Source organism: Sediminibacillus massiliensis, from assembly GCF_900156915.1.
Classification (GTDB): Bacteria; Bacillota; Bacilli; order Bacillales; family Amphibacillaceae; genus Sediminibacillus_A; species Sediminibacillus_A massiliensis.
In genome coordinates, this window is the sequence record NZ_LT732535.1 from 2,325,812 (window position 1) to 2,344,508 (window position 18,697).

An 18,697-nucleotide genomic window follows, 5' to 3' on the forward strand; every position below is an offset into this window, starting at 1 on the left:
TTTATTCAACTTGTTCGTTTAGTTCTTTTCCGCCCATTTCAGTTCCAAGTAACCGACAGGATGACGGACAATGTTCGACACACTGTCATCATATAAGTGTACTTGGTTGTAGAAGTGGACCGGGAAGATCGGCATTTCTTCCAATAGAAGCTTTTCTGCTTCATACATAAGCTCCCATCTTGCCTCTTCATCTGCTTCATTCTTTGCTTGTGCAATCAAGTCATCGTATTCTGCGTTGGACCAGCCAGTACGGTTCATGGAAGAATCCGTAATGAAACTTTCAAGGAAGTTGATTGGATCACCGTAGTCAGCGAGGAATGAACTCCGTGACAACTGGTGTTTCAAATCTTTTTGATCTTGCAAGAATACGTTCCATTCTGCATTTTCAAGTGTGATTTCAATTCCTAAATCCTGCTGGAATCTTTGCTGTAACGTTTCAGCTATTTTCTTGTTGTCTTCACTTGTGTTATAGGAAAGCGTGATTGCAGGAAGTTCATCATATCCTTCTTCCTCCATGCCTTCTTCCAGTAATTGCTTGGCTTGTTCCGGATCATATTCGACCAGGTTGCCATTGGCATCTCGGAAGTCATTGCCGGATGGATCTTCAAATCCGTAGGAGACAAATCCATGGGCAGGCTCTTCACCCATTTTGGTTACATAATCGACAATCTCCTGCTGGTTCACTGCCAAGGCCAAGGCCTGGCGGATTTTTTTGTTTTGGAACGGCTCTTCGTTTACATTAAAACGGAAGAATTGTGTTCCTGCCTGTGGTACTACTTGCGTCTGATCGCTGTCCAGCAAATCCTCTGCTAAATCAGCAGGAATTTCAGAGACGTCGAGTTCCCCACTTTCAAACATTTGGTATTCTGTATTGGTATCGTTAACCATTGCCCAGTGGACTTCCTCTAACTTAACTGTTTCAGCATCCCAATATTGATCGTTTTTCACCATTGTAAAGTCACTGTCATGATTCCACTCTTCAAGTGCGAATGGACCATTGCCGACAAATGAATCCGCTTCTGCAAACCATTCCGGATTCTCCTCGGCTACTGCTTTGTTAACCGGGAAAAACGCCGGGTTGGAAATGATGTTCAGGAAAAATCCTGTCGGAGCGGCAAGTGTAACCTTGAACGTTTTTTCATCTACAGCTTCCAATCCTAAGTCGTCTGCACTGCCATCACCTGAGTTGAATGCTTCGCCGCCTTCAATGAAGTAACCTAAAAATGCAGCTGGCGAGCCTGTTTCAGGGTCTAATAAACGGGTCCATGCATATACGAAGTCTTCGGCTGTTACGTCATCGCCGTTGGACCATTTTGCTTCGTCTCTAATTGTAAACGTATATTCTTTTCCATCTTCCGAGATATCCCACTCTTCTGCTGTGGCAGCTTCAGGCTGGTCGTTCTGGCCAAGACGAGTCAAACCTTCCATCAAGTTGTTCAACGCCTGCCAGGAAGCAGCATCAAACCCCATAGGCGGGTCAAATGAAGTCGGTTCGACTCCATTGTTGAGCCTTAGGACGTTATCTCCACCAGATTCCTCACCATCGCTTGCACCTTCATCACTAGAACCTTCTGCTTCTTGTTGTGTTTCATCCTCTTCATTGCCTGCACTTTCGTTAGCAGTACATGCTGCCAGCACAAACACGGCCATAATCACCATCAAAAATGACAGCCATTTCTTCATGTTGCAATTCCCCCTTCATTATTTGTGTTATTTTCCCGCTCCTGAAAAAGCAGCAGCGAGTTTGGCCCTTTCATCCTGCAGCCAACAGTCCACATGGTGGGTTCCGCTCAGCTTGGAATGGAAAGGATATACTTTATCACACACCTCCATGGCATATGGGCATCGCGCCGTAAACGGACATCCCGCCGGAGGTGAGAATAAATCTGGTGGTGTGCCGTCGATCGGAATCAAGTCGTCCTCTTCCAAATCGAGTCTCGGTACCGAATTTAACAAACCTTGTGTATATGGATGTTTCGCTTGATAAAAAATCTCTTTTTTCGTGCCGCTTTCAATGATTTTCCCGGCATACATCACCGCTATCCTGTCTGCTATTTTTGCCACCACTCCTAAATCATGAGTAATCAGGATGATGGATACACCAGTACGCTTTTGGATTTTGCCGAACAATTCCAATATCTGTGCCTGGATGGTTACATCCAAGGCAGTAGTCGGTTCGTCGGCAATCAACAAATCCGGTTCGCATATGAGTGCCATCGCAATGACGATCCGCTGCCGCATGCCTCCACTGAATTGATGGGGGTATTGCTTCAGCCTTTCTTCCGGGTTAGGGATGCCGACAAGCTTCATCATATCCAGTGCTTGTTGCTTCGCTTCGCTGCCAGATACATTTTTGTGCTGCTTCAGTCCTTCTGTAAGTTGATCCCCTATTGTCAACGTCGGATTGAGAGCGGTCATCGGATCCTGGAAGATCATTGAAATATCCACACCCCGGATCTTCCGCATATCTTTATCCGAGACTTTGACGAGGTCCTTCCCTTTATAAAGGATTGATCCGTTTGCTATCTTTCCAGGCGGGGAAGGTATCAGGCGCATAATACTGTTGGAGGTCACGCTTTTACCGCACCCTGATTCACCTACAATGGCCAGTGTTTCTCCTTTCATCAGATGAAAGTCGACTCCTCTTACCGCCTGCACTTCTCCTCCATAGGTCTTGAATGTCACATGTAAATCTTTCACTTCGAGTATTTTTTCCATCGTTGTCACTCCCTGAGCTTCGGATCCAGCGCATCTTGAAGTCCGTCTCCTAATACATTAAACGCAAACATGGTTACTGAAATAAAGAATGCCGGAAAGAACAATCTCCACCAATCTCCTGAGAGAATCGTCGGAAGTGCATCATTGGCCATTACTCCCCAGCTGGCATATGGTGCCTGGATACCAAGTCCCAAAAAGCTCAAGAAAGCTTCTGCAAAAATGGCTGTCGGAACTGTCAATGTCATCTGGACGATGATTGGTCCCATTGTGTTCGGCAACAAGTTCTTCCTGATAATCCTCCTGGTTTTTGCACCGAATGACTGGGAAGCCAGCACAAATTCATAGTTTTTCAATTGCAATACTTGTCCCCGGACAATCCTTGCCATCCCGACCCATCCGGTCACACATAATGCAACGATGATTGTGGTGAGACTTGGGCCCATTACGACGAGAAGCAGGATGACCACTAACAAATACGGAAGGCCGTACAGAATTTCAATGATCCGCATCATAATGCTGTCCGTGCGGCCGCCTTTGTATCCGGCAATCCCTCCGTAAATTACGCCTACAAAGAAATCGATCAAGGCGGCCATCAAGCCGACGAATAAGGATATCCTCGCTCCGTACCACGTTCTTGTGAAAACATCGCGGCCAAGCTCATCTGTACCAAACCAATGGGTAGCTGAAGGTGCTAAATTTTGATTTGGAAGATTGATTTCCCTGACTGAATGTGGGGAAAAGATGGGGCCAAAGATGGCCATCAATGCCAGCAGTATTAAAAATACCAGCCCTGACATGGCAAGTTTGTTTTTTCTCAGTCGCTGCCAGGCATCCTTCCAATAGGATAATGAGGGCCTGGACACTTTTTCTGCGTTCTTTTCCTTTTTGTCCAGTGGCCGGAACCATTCATCTGGTATGGGTGGCGATTGCTGACGGGCTTTCTTCTCTGCCAAACTCACGTTATTCCGCCTCCTTCTTATGCAGTTTTATTCGTGGGTCCAAGAGGCCGTATGCCACATCAACCAAGAACAACATCAAGATGAGGAATGTACTGTAAAAAACGGTTGTTCCCATAATGACTGGATAATCCCTGTTGTTGATGCTTTCAACGAAATATTTGCCCATCCCCGGTATTGCAAAAATCTTCTCCAGTACAAATGTACCAGTCAGTATTCCGGCCAGCAGCGTGCCTAAAATAGTAACAACCGGCATCAGGGCATTCCGAAGGGCGTGCTTGAAGACAATTTTATACGGCGACAGTCCCTTGGCTCTGGCCATTTTGATATAATCCTGTGTCAACACCTCCAACATGCTCGACCTTGTCAATCTGGCTATTATGGCCATCGGTCCGGTGGCAAGAGCTATCACCGGCAGGACCATATGTTTCGGACTGGACCATGTCGCCGCCGGGAGGATATTCAGATTGACGGCAAAGGTTTGGATCAATTGTGTGGCAAGAATAAAGTTAGGGATGGATATTCCCAAAACGGCAAGCGTCATCGCAAAATAGTCAATAAACCCGTTGTGTCTTAATGCCGCTATGATTCCAAGCAGTATTCCGGAAAGAACTGCAACAATTATCGACACGAGTCCTAATTCCAGAGATATAGGGAAACCCCTGCCAAGCAAATCATTTACGGTTGAGGTGGGCTGTTTAATCGATGGTCCAAAATCGAAGGTAACAATTGATTTTAAGTAAATCAGATACTGCACATATAATGGCTCATCCAAATGATAGTGGGACATTAAGTTGGCCTGGACGGCTTCACTCGTTCCCCTTTCCTCATTAAATGGGGAACCCGGAATAGCATGCATCAAAATAAACGTCAATGTAACAATGATCAAAATTGTCACAACCATAATCATAAACCGTTTCAAGATGTAATTTACCATTGCTCCACTCCTAACTGAATGTCGTATGCATCGCCAACTCAGTCATCACGAGCATTGCTTTGTATGCTTCCAGGATGTCTTTGGCTTTAAATTTGACTGTGGTGCTGTTCGGTTCCAACTCTGTTCCGGGCATCAGACTGGCCCATTCGGCTTCTCCATAGTTTGTAAATTCAATTCTTAAGGTAGGTTGTTTTGGCGGGACTAATGGATCGACTTTACTGCGATTTTCCAATGCTTTCGTTGTCTGTGTGTGAAGTAATTCTCCTGCTTTGGATGGTGTAAGGCTCTTGACTGCGGATCTCGATATTGTTTGTTTGACCGGTGCTGTAGTTATGTTGGGAATGAGTTTCTGTGCTTCTCTGCATGCCTGATCGTCTCCTGCAACCATGAGGACCGGTACTCCGTAATGACCGGCAACATATGCATTCAGACCTAGTTCTCCGACTGGCTTGTCGTCTATGTAAAAATTCCGCACTCCGAAAATCATCGAATGCGACATTACTCCGAACTGTGCAGCACGGGCATGATAACCGAGGAACATGGCACCTGTATAAGTATCATCGAGACTTTGAACCATTGAAAAAGGTTTTACATCGCCGGTAATCAACAATGCATCGGGGTGGAGCTCCTCAATCAACAGGTTATTCATCTTCGAATGGCTATCATTGACCAGTACCTCGTCACAGCCAAATTGGTATGCTGCACTGATTACGTGGTTAGTCTCCTTTGTCATAATCCGCCTGCCCCTGTCGTAATTATGCTTGTCCGAGTCGACAAAGGTATGGTCAGGCAGTCCGGTGATTCCTTCCATATCTACTGATAAATATAGTTTCATAGACTTAGCGGCTCCTTCTGGAAGTATATGTTATTGTAAAAATTATATTACAATTTTATCACAATTCAGACATTTTTCAATTGTCAAAATTATTATAGGTAATATTACCTGTTTTGATGGTATGCTGTGCTCATTTGAATCGTGAGATATATGGGGATGTTATTTCTTCTTCTGAGGGAATTGATAACAGGTTACTATTAAAACAGTATTGAGGGAAACTGCGACACAACTCTCAGTGTGGATTCCTTCCATCCTTATTTATTGTAAGTCCGACTGGGTTGGGGTTCAATTTAAAAAACCAGCAGCCGGTTGTTGTCCGGTTGCTGGTTGGGGGTTTGGGTGTATTTTATTAAGATATAGAAGTGTGCTGAAGTTGTTCGGAGTCGAGCACTACTTCTCCTTCATCGTTTACTCGTTCAATATTAGCTCCCAGGGAAGCAAATTTGCCTGCTAGGTCAACATAACCTCTGTCGATGTGTTTAAGCTCTGTGACACGTGTATATCCTTCTGCTGTAAGCCCTGCTAATATAAGCGCAGCACCTGCTCTTAAATCAGTGGCAGCCACTTCGGCTCCTTGCAGTTGGGTCGGTCCTTCAACGATCACGCTTCTGCCTTCGATTTTCAGCTTTGCATTCATCCGGCGGAATTCTTCGACGTGCATGAACCGATTTTCAAAAACGGTTTCCGTGATGACGCTCGTACCTTCTGCTCTAAGCATCAATGCCATCATCTGTGATTGCATATCCGTTGGAAAGCCGGGATGCGGAAGTGTTTTAATATCTGTTGCTTTTAATTTTTTTGGACCGATGACTCTGACACCGTCATTTTCTTCTTCAATATAGACGCCCATTTCTTCCATTTTGGAAACGAGGGAGCGCATATGCTCAAGTTCAGCACCTTGCACTAACACGTTACCACCTGTAATTGCAGCAGCTACCATGAAGGTTCCTGCTTCAATCCGGTCCGGAATAATGGTATGCTCGACACCATGAAGTGATTCGACGCCATCAATGCGGATGGTTTCTGTACCCGCACCGACAACTCTGGCACCCATTTTATTCAGGTAATTAGCCAAGTCGACGATTTCCGGCTCTTTCGCACAGTTTTCCAAGATGGTTCTTCCATCTGCAAGTGCAGCAGCCATCATAATATTCTCTGTAGCACCGACACTAGGCATATCTAAATAAATTTTAGCGCCATGTAAACGTCCTTCTGAATGGACCTCTACGAATCCGTTTCCGACGTGTACTTTGGCACCCATGGCTTCAAAGCCTTTCAAGTGTAAATCAATCGGACGGGAACCGATGGCACAACCGCCTGGCATGGCAACTTTGGCATGGCCATAGCGAGCCAGCAATGGCCCTAATACAAGGACGGACGCCCTCATTTTTCTAACATATTCAAATGGAGCTTCTGTCTTTAATTGGTTTGATGCATCTACAGTTACTGTATTATTTGAAATGCTGACATCAGCATTCATATGGCTAAGGACTTCTTTGATCGTTACTACATCTGCAAGAGCTGGTACTTCATGAATGATGCTTTTCCCTTCGCTTGCAATTATACTTGCTGCGATGACAGGCAGTACGGCATTCTTGGCACCTTCCACCTTCACAGTGCCATTCAGCTGCCTTCCACCACGGACGATGATTTTTTCCACTGTTCATTCTCCTCTGCGTCCAATTTCACTATATTAATATTCAGTCAGTATGATAGGTGTTCCTATTGTGATGCTAGTCTGTCCGCCCAGACCGGTCCGGGCAGCCAACTGTATATTCGTGGAAAGATTCTCTCCGGGTATTCCTTCTTTCCACTGTTCTGTATATCCAGATAGGACGTTGAAGTCTTTTTCCTGCATCTCATCTAGTGTTTGAACATTTAATTTTTCGGTGATTTTTTCAAAAAAATAAACACTACTAATCTTATCACTTGACAACGCTGTAACACAAGAGAATTTTGTCATATTTTCTGTAAAAATGTCTTTTATGACTAGTGCTAGTTTACTAGAGTAATAAGATTGAGCAGGCTTGTTCCATACCGCCCCGTCCATTTTATAAGTAAGGTCTATCATTTCCTGGTTGTCTTTCGGGACAATCATTATAAAGGTTTCGTTGATTCCATTTGTTTTATGGGCATCTTCCCAAAAAAACTTTACTGCCTTATCCGATTCTTCCCTTTGAAATTCTGCTCCTTGAAAATATTCATGCAGATTTGCTGTCAAGATGGAATAATTGGCCAATTGCACGTTTTCTTTCAGAATTAATTCCCACTTTTGCACTGAAAGGCCTTCAGCCTTGATCAGCTCGTGCATTTTTTCCAATTCGGTTTCTTTTCCGAAAGATGAAGCAACAGTTAAATGACTATAAGAAAAAATAATAGCAAGTGACAATGTAACGAGAATGAACCGGACCTTCATTTTATTTCTCCCCTTATCTTATGAAATGTAGCTTGTACCCTTTCATAAGTATTGACGGGAGAAACGAAAACATACGGTTCACTTCTCGTCAATCTTAGACAATTTACTTCATTAGGCTTGTGCTCTGCTTCTTAGAAAAGGAAGGTCATTTGCTGTGACCATTTCAAGAAGTCTAAAAAGAATCTGCTGACACTGGTGCCAATCGTTATCGTCAAGAAAATTAGTAACACATTTGCTTCGAAAACTCTTCCTTTTCTAATAAGAGGATCCAAATTCAAACCTTGCAAGACTCTCCATGTAATAATGATAAATATTAAATGGGAAACCATGCTCACAAGCGCTTCTTGTCCAAGCGATTGCATCACTTCACATCACACCTTTTCTTTTGTCTCTATGTCTGTTCACTAGTAAAACATTGACATGGACAATAAGAATTGTCAACGGTATGACGTCAATCTGGTATTCATTACCTTCTTTTTTCACTTGTTAAACATGGAAAACCTTGGTCTTGTCAAAAAATTGTCAAGGACAAAAACCAACTGAAATAGACACTAAGAACAAGGTGAACAGGGGTTTAGCAATTTACCGGACAGGGAAAGATATTTCCCGGGTAATATCGACAATATCGTTTTTTTCTATTCCAGAATAATACAGGATATCTGCAGGTTCATCACTGGAAGTCATTCGAACGGGGTTTTAATGTTAGAAGGATTAGGATGTGATGTTCTTTCCCTGTTCACTTGTGTCATCTTCACATAGAAAGAGCTTTAAACCTTCTGGTCTAAAGCCCCTTGTTAGGTTGTCTGATTTATTGAATTTTTGTAAGCTTTTGGAGCCTTGCATGCAGCTCCTTACCTGTTTTCAACGACGTCCAGACGATTGATTGCACGTCTAAGCGAATTTTGAGCCCTTCGGAAGTCAATATCGTCCTGCTTAGTTTCCAAGCGCCTCTCTGCACGTTTTTTTGCCTCACGAGCCCTTTCGGCATCTATATCTGAAGGTTTTTCAGCTGATTGAGCAAGTATGGTTACTTTGTCAGGCCTGACCTCGACAAAGCCTCCATTTACAGCAAGTTTATCCGTACCGTCTTGTCCTTTCAGACGGACAGCACCGATCTTTAAAGGTGCGACGAGAGGAATGTGCCCAGGCAGAATGCCCAGCTCCCCATTCTCCGCCTTTAAACTAACCATTTCATATTCAGCTTCCATTACAGGCCCATCAGGAGTGACAACACTCACAATTAGTGTTTTCAATGAAACCCCTCCTTGGACTGGAATGAAGCGATGCCTGTGGCATTCACTTTTTCAAGCTGGCAGGCAAAGCTTCACGTTCACAGCTCTGCCTGCTTTGTATTTTTACTCCATTGATTGTGCTTTTTCCACTACCTCTTCAATACGTCCCACTAGGCGGAACGCGTCCTCTGGAAGGTTGTCGTGTTTTCCATCCAAAATTTCTTTGAAACCTTTAACTGTTTCCTGGACAGGTACATAAGAACCTTTTTGTCCAGTGAACTGTTCGGCTACGTGGAAATTTTGTGATAAGAAGAACTGGATGCGACGCGCACGAGATACAGTCAATTTATCCTCGTCTGTCAATTCATCCATACCAAGAATGGCGATGATGTCCTGCAGCTCTTTATAGCGCTGCAATGTACGCTGCACTTCACGAGCGACATCATAATGCTCCTGGCCGACTACTTCAGGGTCCAATGCGCGAGAAGTAGATGCTAATGGGTCCACGGCTGGATAAATACCTTGTTCAGATAATTTACGATCCAAGTTGGTTGTTGCATCCAAGTGAGCAAATGTCGTTGCCGGCGCCGGGTCAGTGTAGTCATCGGCAGGCACGTAAATGGCCTGGATGGATGTTACAGACCCTTTGTCTGTTGAAGTAATCCGCTCTTGCAACTGACCCATCTCTGTTGCCAATGTCGGCTGGTAACCAACGGCAGATGGCATACGACCCAAGAGTGCTGATACCTCAGAACCTGCCTGGGTAAAACGGAAGATGTTGTCAATGAACAACAATACATCCTGGCCTTGCTCGTCACGGAAATATTCAGCCATTGTCAAACCAGTCAAGGCAACACGCATACGTGCTCCAGGCGGTTCGTTCATCTGTCCGAATACCATCGCTGTTTTGGAGATAACTCCTGAATCTTTCATTTCATAGTAAAGGTCATTTCCTTCACGAGTACGCTCGCCAACACCTGCGAATACGGAAATACCGCCGTGCTCTTGAGCTATGTTATTGATAAGTTCCTGGATAAGTACTGTTTTACCAACTCCAGCACCGCCAAACAAACCGATTTTACCACCCTTGATATAAGGGGCAAGCAAATCAACAACTTTGATTCCAGTTTCAAGAATTTCTGTTTCTGTCGCCAGGTTCTCAAATAGCGGCGACTGACGATGGATAGGGTCACGACGGCTGTTTTCAGCCAATGGCTCATCCAAGTCAATATTTCCACCTAATACATTAAACACACGGCCTAACGTCACATCCCCTACAGGTACTGAAATAGGTGCACCTGTATCGATTACGTCGATTCCGCGTTGAACACCTTCCGTAGATGACATTGCGATTGTACGAACACTGTCATCGCCAAGGTGCAAAGCAACTTCCAGCACTAACTCTGTGCCTGGATTCTTTTCCTCTTGAGATCCGGTTTGGACTCTCAATGCGTTATATATTTCAGGAAGCTGTCCGCTTTCGAATTTAACGTCCACGACAGGTCCCATAATTTGGGTAACGCGTCCTTTGCTCATCGATTTCCCTCCTTACTTACTAATGGAGCTTACTCTTGCGCTGCCGCTCCACCGACAATTTCCGTAATTTCCTGTGTGATTGCTGCTTGGCGCGCTCTGTTATAAGACAATGATAAATCATCGATCAATTCATTGGCATTGTCTGTCGCACTTTGCATAGCGGTCATCCGTGCAGCGTGTTCACTCGCCTTGCCATCCAAGAGAGCTCCATATAATAAGCTTTCAGCATATTGAGGCAGCAACACTTTCAAGATTTGTTCCTGGTCTGGTTCATACTCATACGTGCTGAGCGCCTTACCGTCGGTTTCAATATTGGTCAACGGTAAAAGCTTTTTATTGGTAACTTCTTGTGAAATGGCACTGACATAATGATTATAATAAAGAATCAGTTCATCGATTTCTTCATCTTCATACATTTGGACTGTTTCCGAAGTCAGTGATTTGATATCGGCAAAGTCAGGCTGGTCGGCTAGCCCGATGATTTCTCTTGCAACGGGCATTCCCCGTTTTTTAAAGAAGTCACGGCCCACTCGACCGACAGCAATTACCGTATATTCTTCAGGAGAATTATGCCTCTCTTGAATGGTACGATATACGGACCGCAGGATGCTGCTGTTATACGCCCCTGCCAGGCCCCGGTCAGAAGTGATGACAAAGTAAGCTGTCTTTTTCACTTCACGAGGTTTCAGCATTGGGTGATCAGCATTATCATCCCCGTTGGCAATACTAGCAACTACTTCTTGTATTTTCTCACTATATGGCACAAAAGCTTTTGCATTTTGTTCTGCTTTGTTCATTTTGGAAGCAGATACCATCTGCATCGCTTTTGTAATTTGTTTCGTCTTTTTGGTCGAGTTTATCCTCGTCTGGATATCTCTAAGTGATGCCAAGCCGTTTCACCACCCTTTCTTCAAAGGTTACGATCGATTCGATCAATCTGCTGTTTATTCCGAAGCAACGAACGTCTTCTTGAACTCTTCCACGGCACCGTTCATTTCACTTGCATCAGCAAGCTGTCCGGTCTCACGAATCGTTTTCAATAGGTCTGCTTTGTTGCTTCCAAGCCATTCATGGAATTCTGCTTCAAAGCGGGTCACGTCTTCTACCGGAATGTCATCGATATATCCGTTAACCAAAGCATAAATAATCATTACTTGGTTTTCGACTTTCAATGGCTTGTGAAGGCCCTGCTTCAATACTTCGACAGTACGGGCACCACGGTTCAATTTCGCCTGGGTTGCCTTGTCCAAGTCTGATCCGAACTGGGCAAATGATTCCAATTCACGGAAAGAAGCCAAATCCAAACGAAGTGTACCGGCTACTTTTTTCATTGCTTTAACCTGTGCGGAACCACCGACACGGGATACGGAAAGACCAGGGTTGATCGCTGGACGCACACCGGAGAAGAACAAATCAGACTGCAAGAAGATTTGTCCATCTGTGATGGAGATAACGTTTGTCGGAATGTATGCAGAAATATCGCCAGCTTGTGTTTCAACGAAAGGAAGTGCAGTCAATGATCCTGCGCCTTTGTCATCACTTAACTTAGCCGCACGCTCCAACAAGCGTGAATGCAAGTAGAATACGTCCCCAGGGAATGCTTCACGGCCTGGCGGGCGCTTTAATAGTAAGGAAAGTTCACGGTATGCTGCCGCTTGTTTCGATAGGTCATCATAAACAACCAATACGTGCTTTCCGTTATACATGAATTCTTCACCCATTGATACACCCGCATATGGAGCCAAGTATAATAATGGCGCCGGTTCGGATGCACCCGCAGATACAACGATCGTATAATCCAATGCACCATGGCGGCGAAGTGTTTCTACTGTGCCGCGGACCGTAGAATCTTTTTGGCCGATTGCGACATAAATACAAATCATGTCTTGGTCTTTCTGGTTCAAAATCGCGTCGATAGCAACTGTTGTTTTACCAGTCTGACGGTCACCGATGATCAACTCACGCTGGCCACGTCCAATTGGTACAAGCGCGTCGATAGCTTTGATTCCTGTTTGCAATGGTTCGTGCACGGACTTACGGTCCATAACACCTGGTGCCGGTGATTCGATCGGGCGTGTTTTGCCGGTTTCGATGGCACCTTTCCCATCGATAGCCTGTCCTAGCGGGTTAACTACACGTCCAAGTAGTTCCTCCCCTACTGGCACCTGCATGATACGTCCTGTCCGGCGGACTTCATCGCCTTCACGGATTTCTGTATATGGTCCAAGAACAACAATACCTACGTTGCTCTCTTCCAAGTTCTGCGCCATACCCATGACACCATTGGAGAACTCAACCAATTCCCCAGCCATGACATCGTCAAGTCCATGTGCACGAGCAATACCGTCACCGATTTCGATAACCGTACCAACATCGTTGACTTCGATGTCAGATTCATAATTTTCTATTTGCTGCCTGATCAGCGCACTGATTTCTTCAGCTTTAATACTCATGCCATTTCACCCCTATCCTCAATTATTTCGCGGATACTAAATTCCGTTCGATACGCTCCAACTTACCGCTGATCGTTCCATCATAAATCCTGTTGCCAATCCGAAGCTTGACCCCGCCGATGATGGAAGGATCGACGATGTTGTCGATTTTAAGCGTAGATTTGTTCAATTTTTTGGCAAACACGTTAGAAAGCTGTGTCTTTTCCTCGACAGAAAGTTCACGAGTTGTATAAACCTTTGCTTCCGCAATCCCTTTAGCATCATTTTCCATGTCAATATAATGGCCGATGATTGCCGGAATAAGTTCTTCCCTGTGCCTGTCTACAAGCAAAAGGAATGTGTTAATGACTTCTTTCGAAAAATGGTGAAACGTCTCGCGGATGAGCTGTTTCTTTTTGTCATTGCTAACTTTCGGATGCTTCAGAAAAGGCAATAATTGTTTATTTCCTTCAAAAACTTCCAGGACAATCCGAAGCTGTTGCTCGATTTGGTCCGTCGCTTGTTTTTGTTCAGACAGTCGAAAAAGAGCATCCGCATATCGTTTCGCTGCTATAGCTTCACTCATCGCTCTTCTCCTACCTCTTTAATGTATTCATTGATCAGATCCTCTTGATCCTTGGCACTGATCTGTTTTTCAATAACTTTGCTAGCAATTTGTACCGACAACGTAGCGACTTGATCTTGAAGCGCTTTGATCGCTTTTTGTTTTTCCTGCTCAATATCTTCCTGTGCAGAAAGTTTGATGCGTTCTGCCGCTTCACGTGCTGATTCTATGATCTGCTGTTCCTGTTTCTGGCCAGCTTGTCTTGCATCTTCTATGATAGTCTGGGCTTCTTGTCTGGTTTTCTTCAGCTCTTCAGCAGCTTCGCGCGATGCACGTTCTGCTTCTGCCCTGTTTTGTTCAGCAGTTTCGATTTCGCTTGCGATATGGTCTTCCCGTTGTTTCATGATATTCATCAATGGCCCCCACGCAAACTTGCGTAGAAGGAGCAATAATACGATAAAGAAGAACAACTGGGTCAACATATCTCCAATCAAAAGGCCACCTGGTCCAGCGTTAATGATTAACCAACCTGCGTATTGCACAGCGATTCACTCCTTTCGTCTCTCTGTAACAAACCCTGTTATGAATCCAAAATCTTCTTTTGATAAAGCAAAGGCGAGAGTCCGCTATGTGGACTTCGCCATGAATGTTTAGTTTTCATTCTGAATCTACGGACAGCGCTTAAGCCTGTCCGTAGATTTATGGTACTCCCCCCTGTCTCTGACAGGGAGAAATATACCGAGTATTGTTACATTACGATAAGGGCGATAACTACGGCGATGATCGGCATTGCCTCTACTAGACCTACACCGATGAACATTGTAGTTTGAAGGGCACTGCGCAATTCTGGCTGACGCGCGATTCCTTCCACTGTACGACTTACAATCAAACCGTTACCAATACCAGCACCAAGTGCCGCCAATCCTACCGCTATTGCAGCTGCTAAAGCTCCCATAATAAAAAATCCTCCTCTAAAATATATGAATTTATTTAATTCCTTTAATCAGTCCCAGATAATTACCCGGTTTCAGGTGTACCTGAGAAAAGCTGTTTTACTATGACGGTTTCCCTTCTGGTTTGAAATACTGCCATAGAGGGAACTGTCCAGTATATTGTTAATGGTCGGCGCTCACTTTGTGAGACATGTAAACCATTGTCAACATAGTGAAAATGAATGCCTGGATAGCACCGATGAACAAGCTGAATCCTTGCCAAGCAAGCATCGGTATTGCTCCTCCCAGAAATCCTCCTATACCTGAAGCGGTAAGACCCGCAAGCAAGCCTAGTAAAATTTCCCCTGCATAAATGTTACCGAAAAGACGAAGACCCAGTGTCAACGTATTCGAGAACTCTTCCAGCAGTTTAATCGGGAACAAGAATGGTAAAGGCCGGATATAATCTTTTCCGTATTCTTTCACACCTTTTAGTTTAATCCCATAATAATGGGTCAAAACTATTACCATCGTAGACAGGGTTAATGTGATGCCTGCATCTGATGTCGGAGACTTCCACCATAGATGATGTTCACTATCCACAAACATAAAGGCAACACCTAACATGTTGCTTATGAAAATATAAGTGATCAACGTTAAACCTAAAGGCAGAAATGTCTTCCCTGTCTTCCAGTCCATCGTATCTCCAACAATGCCTTTTACGAAATCGACTACCCATTCCATAAAATTTTGGAGACCCGTCGGCTTCATCTGCAGTGATCTTGATGCAGCGACCCCCAGGATAAATACAATGGCAGATGCGATCGCGATCATCAAAACGTTGGACATATTGAAATCCAACCAAGCGATTCCAAAGACGTCCTCTAGTAAAGGTTTCTCATGATCCAAAATTCTTCACCTCTCTTCCCAGTGCTAGTCTTGAGACTTGAATAATAAAAAATCTATCATAATGACAACATAGGCTGTCATTAATCCTATAATCACGGAAATCAAGTGGAAATATTCTTCGAATTGAAGGGCGATCAGGACAGCTGCTGCTGCTGAAGCTAATCGCGTAAATGTACCAATGCCACGAGTAGAGCGTTGTTCGACTACGGCTTGTCCAAACTGCTTAATCTTTCGCTGCATAAGCCATAGATTGTAGAAGCTTATGACCGTTCCAAGGAGTAGTCCGAGGAAGATACGCGGATATGGAGTGAATCCAGCTCCTAGTACCAGTAATGCAAGAAGGTAGAACATCCATTTTTTTTGGCGGGTAATCATTTTTTCATATTGCTGCATAGAAGTCTTCGTCCCCTGTAACTGTTCATTTAAAATGGATGCATCTAATATGTACGGCCCCTGCTTATGCATTCGTCTACGACGGAAATTAAGCGGGTTCGTGGAAATTCGGCAAAATTAATTAAATTAATAAAGAGCAAAAAAATTTTGTCTTATTTGTATAAAGACGCATCTTTTTCCTTAAATATTCCAACATGCCTTGTTATCCAGTATAGCAATCATACAGGATTTCCACAGTTATAAACAAGCGACAAGATTTGCTCCAAATAGACAATGTAACCCTTATCATTCCACACTAAATTAGCATACAATAGGGGTACTTCAATGTCAATCGGTTTACAGGATAAAAACAAAAATGGCAATACTTACATATTCAAATCCCATGCACTTGTCCTAGCCTGATTATAAGGGAAAAACCAAGTCAATATACGACAGTTTTGTGACAATATTTTGACAATGATATGGACAGTAAGAAAGGTTTGATTCTGCTCATAAAGAAAGACATCTTCATAAAGATGTCTTCATTCGATAAATATAGCTGTCGGGTAACTGTATTGCTCCTCATCCTCTGTTTCAATCGTCAGGTTGGCCAGATATTGACCTCCTTTACCTATATCCCTTTTGTTGACTTCTCCTTCCACCATCCCTTCAGGTTGATCTGTTAATTCCAAGATGGTCCGGTCATACCTAAGCGTCTTCGGGTTATATAAGTCGACAGTCACTTTTGCCGCTCCTTCCGGCAAATACATTCTGTATTCATACTTGTCCTCGGAAAAAGCCTTAAGCGCAAATTCCATTCCCATGGCCTTAGGATAATCGGCACCTTTATTGATGAATAAATAAGGAAGCTTGAACTCCTTATTCCCGTTATGCATAGTCAACCAGCCTTGATGGATTCCTTCCTTGAGGAGAGAGCCTGTGATCGACAGCTTAATTGGCACGACAGTTTTTTGACCTGGACCCAAATTGAACCTGGCCGGTAGCTGCCATCTAAGACCTCGCTGTTGGTGAGGAATGTCAAAGTAATACTCCTGAATATTTTCTGATGTATTCTCAACCTCTAAATAGTAAGTGGCGGTTTGCTTGAACTGGTCGATTTTGCCAAAAGTGATCAACGGGTTGTGAAGGATTGTCGCAGTCTCGATTGCCTGTTGGATTTGCATCCTCCCCATACCCTGTACGATCGGGTCATAAAGCTTGCCTGATTTATCTTTTATTGGAAGAGCTGTAGTCAAGAGCGCACCTTTTAATTGGTCATGGCTCCAGTCAGGATGGGCCTGTTTCAGGAGTGCCAAGCCGCCTGCTACATGAGGCGCGGCCATACTGGTCCCTTGCAGTTCCTGGTATCCTCCTGGCACCGTGCTGGTAATAGCCGCTCCTGGTGCCACAATTTCAGGCTTGATGTCCCAGTTGACGGTCACTGGACCTCTCGAACTGAAGTCCGCCATCTGATCTTGTTCATTCTCGTATATCGTATCAATCCAGCCATCTTTAGATGCAATGTTCTCGATGAGCCATTCCCCGTCCTCACGCGTCACAGCAACAACAGGAATTTGAATAGGTTTCTTCCCATCCACTACAGAACCGGGGAAAGATCCTTTTTCGTTATTGTAAATAATAACCGCTTCTGCTCCTGCTTCTTCTGCCCTTCTCGCTTTTTCAGCAAAAGGAACTTTCCCTCTTTGCAGAAGGACAATTTTGCCACGGGCATCTCCGTTCGGTTTTCCATCAAAACTGCCATGGATGATCGGCATATCCTTCTCCAAGTCCCACGGAACAGAGCCCATCAACGGAGAAAGAGCAATTCTCTTATCCTGAAAAGAATCGAATAAATAAGGAATTTTCAAAGGAGGAGTCGATGCACCAACCGAAATTGCCTTGACTGAAGTTGCTGGTGAACCGACTGTCCAGTTGTCCGGCCCCTCATTTCCGTTTGCGATTACAACGGATACACCTTGGTCGATTGCCCGGTTGACCGCAACACTCGTCGGCCAGTCAGGACCATTGATTGAGCTGCCAAGCGACATGTTCAGAATATCCATACCATCTTTCACCGCTTTTTCCATGGCCGCAATTACTTGGACAGAGGTCCCCATGCCACCCGGACCGAGCGCACGATAACCATACAACTCGACCTCCGGTGCTACCCCTTCCATTTGACCTTTCGCCCCGATAATACCCGCCACATGCGTACCATGAAGAGTGGGCTCACCTTGGTCGACTGTCGTCTCCATCGGATCATCATCCAGGTCGACCAGATCGTATCCACCCTTATAGTTCAAACTCAAATCAGGGTGACTATAATCGATGCCCGTATCGATCACTCCTACTTTCACACCTTTTCCTGTAAAAGAAATCGACGCTTCCTCCTCGTTCTCTTCCTGCTTCAAAAAAGGAATACTTTCTCCGATAGTTGCCTGATAGAGCCGGACAGGATATGTTTTTTGTACAAAATCCAAGTTTTCCAGTTTGTCGAGCTGATGCTCCTTCCCCTTGATGGCCAGTCCTGTAAACAAGGTGTCATATACCTGAATCACCTCGAGGAACGGATGATATTTCTCGATATATTCTTTATATTCAACAGGGTTTCCCTCCACCTCGATGATGACTGACTGCTCTGTTTCCGATTCTTCTGCAGTGTACACAACAGGGGAAATAGGTAATAGGCAGATATTGACTAAAAAAAGCACCATAACTAATTTACGCATCGTATTTCCCCTTTCTCGTTTATGAGTATTATCTGCCGATAGCCGGAATTCATGCGTGGACTGTGGCGCTGTGGGTGTGGGTGGGTTCGGGGTGCGGGGTTCGGGCGGGGATGGGGAGATTATTGCCG

Annotated in this window: 18 protein-coding genes; all 18 read right to left on the reverse strand. The window is 44.5% G+C overall.

The features are described 5' to 3' along the window. Positions 1 to 18 precede the first annotated feature (18 nt). Positions 19 to 1,683 carry a peptide ABC transporter substrate-binding protein gene (locus tag CZ434_RS12380; RefSeq protein WP_077623432.1) on the reverse strand — a complete coding sequence of 555 codons (1,665 nt, stop codon included), beginning with the start codon at positions 1,681 to 1,683 and terminating at the stop codon, positions 19 to 21. A 27-nt stretch (positions 1,684 to 1,710) separates the two neighbouring features. Further along, positions 1,711 to 2,718, reverse strand: a complete 1,008-nt coding sequence (locus CZ434_RS12385) for an ABC transporter ATP-binding protein (protein WP_077623433.1) — start codon at positions 2,716 to 2,718, stop codon at positions 1,711 to 1,713. Positions 2,719 to 2,723: 5 nt separating this feature from the next. Then, positions 2,724 to 3,677 (reverse strand): ABC transporter permease, encoded by a 954-nt coding sequence (locus tag CZ434_RS12390; RefSeq protein ID WP_425442041.1) that lies wholly within the window; start codon positions 3,675 to 3,677, stop codon positions 2,724 to 2,726. 1 nt (position 3,678) lies between these two features. After that, positions 3,679 to 4,611 (reverse strand): ABC transporter permease, encoded by a 933-nt coding sequence (locus CZ434_RS12395; protein ID WP_077623434.1) that lies wholly within the window; start codon positions 4,609 to 4,611, stop codon positions 3,679 to 3,681. A 10-nt stretch (positions 4,612 to 4,621) separates the two neighbouring features. After that, the gene (locus tag CZ434_RS12400; protein ID WP_077623435.1) at positions 4,622 to 5,446 is read right to left on the reverse strand and encodes a M55 family metallopeptidase; all 825 of its coding nucleotides are present in this window, start codon (positions 5,444 to 5,446) and stop codon (positions 4,622 to 4,624) included. Positions 5,447 to 5,795: 349 nt separating this feature from the next. Beyond that, the gene (gene murA / locus CZ434_RS12405) at positions 5,796 to 7,106 is read right to left on the reverse strand and encodes a UDP-N-acetylglucosamine 1-carboxyvinyltransferase (RefSeq protein WP_077623436.1); all 1,311 of its coding nucleotides are present in this window, start codon (positions 7,104 to 7,106) and stop codon (positions 5,796 to 5,798) included. A 33-nt stretch (positions 7,107 to 7,139) separates the two neighbouring features. After that, the gene (locus CZ434_RS12410) at positions 7,140 to 7,862 is read right to left on the reverse strand and encodes a YwmB family TATA-box binding protein (protein WP_077623437.1); all 723 of its coding nucleotides are present in this window, start codon (positions 7,860 to 7,862) and stop codon (positions 7,140 to 7,142) included. 131 nt (positions 7,863 to 7,993) lie between these two features. Continuing rightward, on the reverse strand, positions 7,994 to 8,227 hold the full coding sequence (locus CZ434_RS12415) for a DUF1146 family protein (RefSeq protein ID WP_077623438.1): 234 nt from the start codon (positions 8,225 to 8,227) through the stop codon (positions 7,994 to 7,996). A 486-nt stretch (positions 8,228 to 8,713) separates the two neighbouring features. Further along, positions 8,714 to 9,115 (reverse strand): F0F1 ATP synthase subunit epsilon, encoded by a 402-nt coding sequence (locus tag CZ434_RS12420; protein ID WP_077623439.1) that lies wholly within the window; start codon positions 9,113 to 9,115, stop codon positions 8,714 to 8,716. Positions 9,116 to 9,217: 102 nt separating this feature from the next. Further along, positions 9,218 to 10,630, reverse strand: coding sequence for a F0F1 ATP synthase subunit beta (gene atpD / locus CZ434_RS12425; protein WP_077623440.1), 1,413 nt, complete (start codon positions 10,628 to 10,630; stop codon positions 9,218 to 9,220). Between the two features lie 29 nt (positions 10,631 to 10,659). Further along, positions 10,660 to 11,520 (reverse strand): ATP synthase F1 subunit gamma, encoded by an 861-nt coding sequence (gene atpG / locus CZ434_RS12430; RefSeq protein ID WP_077623441.1) that lies wholly within the window; start codon positions 11,518 to 11,520, stop codon positions 10,660 to 10,662. A gap of 54 nt (positions 11,521 to 11,574) precedes the next feature. Then, the gene (atpA, locus tag CZ434_RS12435) at positions 11,575 to 13,083 is read right to left on the reverse strand and encodes a F0F1 ATP synthase subunit alpha (protein ID WP_077623442.1); all 1,509 of its coding nucleotides are present in this window, start codon (positions 13,081 to 13,083) and stop codon (positions 11,575 to 11,577) included. Positions 13,084 to 13,105: 22 nt separating this feature from the next. Next, positions 13,106 to 13,648 (reverse strand): F0F1 ATP synthase subunit delta, encoded by a 543-nt coding sequence (locus CZ434_RS12440; RefSeq protein ID WP_077623443.1) that lies wholly within the window; start codon positions 13,646 to 13,648, stop codon positions 13,106 to 13,108. Then, on the reverse strand, positions 13,645 to 14,109 hold the full coding sequence (atpF, locus tag CZ434_RS12445; protein WP_077625175.1) for a F0F1 ATP synthase subunit B: 465 nt from the start codon (positions 14,107 to 14,109) through the stop codon (positions 13,645 to 13,647). Before atpF ends, CZ434_RS12440 begins: the two co-directional genes overlap by 4 nt. Before the next feature lie 266 nt (positions 14,110 to 14,375). Next, positions 14,376 to 14,582, reverse strand: coding sequence for a F0F1 ATP synthase subunit C (gene atpE, locus CZ434_RS12450; protein ID WP_026570770.1), 207 nt, complete (start codon positions 14,580 to 14,582; stop codon positions 14,376 to 14,378). A 160-nt stretch (positions 14,583 to 14,742) separates the two neighbouring features. Continuing rightward, positions 14,743 to 15,468 (reverse strand): F0F1 ATP synthase subunit A, encoded by a 726-nt coding sequence (gene atpB, locus CZ434_RS12455; RefSeq protein WP_077623444.1) that lies wholly within the window; start codon positions 15,466 to 15,468, stop codon positions 14,743 to 14,745. A 24-nt stretch (positions 15,469 to 15,492) separates the two neighbouring features. Then, entirely contained in the window at positions 15,493 to 15,861 is a 369-nt protein-coding gene (locus CZ434_RS12460; protein ID WP_077623445.1) for an ATP synthase subunit I, read from the reverse strand. A gap of 521 nt (positions 15,862 to 16,382) precedes the next feature. Next, a complete protein-coding gene (locus CZ434_RS12465) occupies positions 16,383 to 18,569 on the reverse strand; it encodes a S8 family serine peptidase (protein ID WP_095742921.1) in 2,187 nt (728 codons plus the stop codon). Positions 18,570 to 18,697 lie beyond the last annotated feature (128 nt).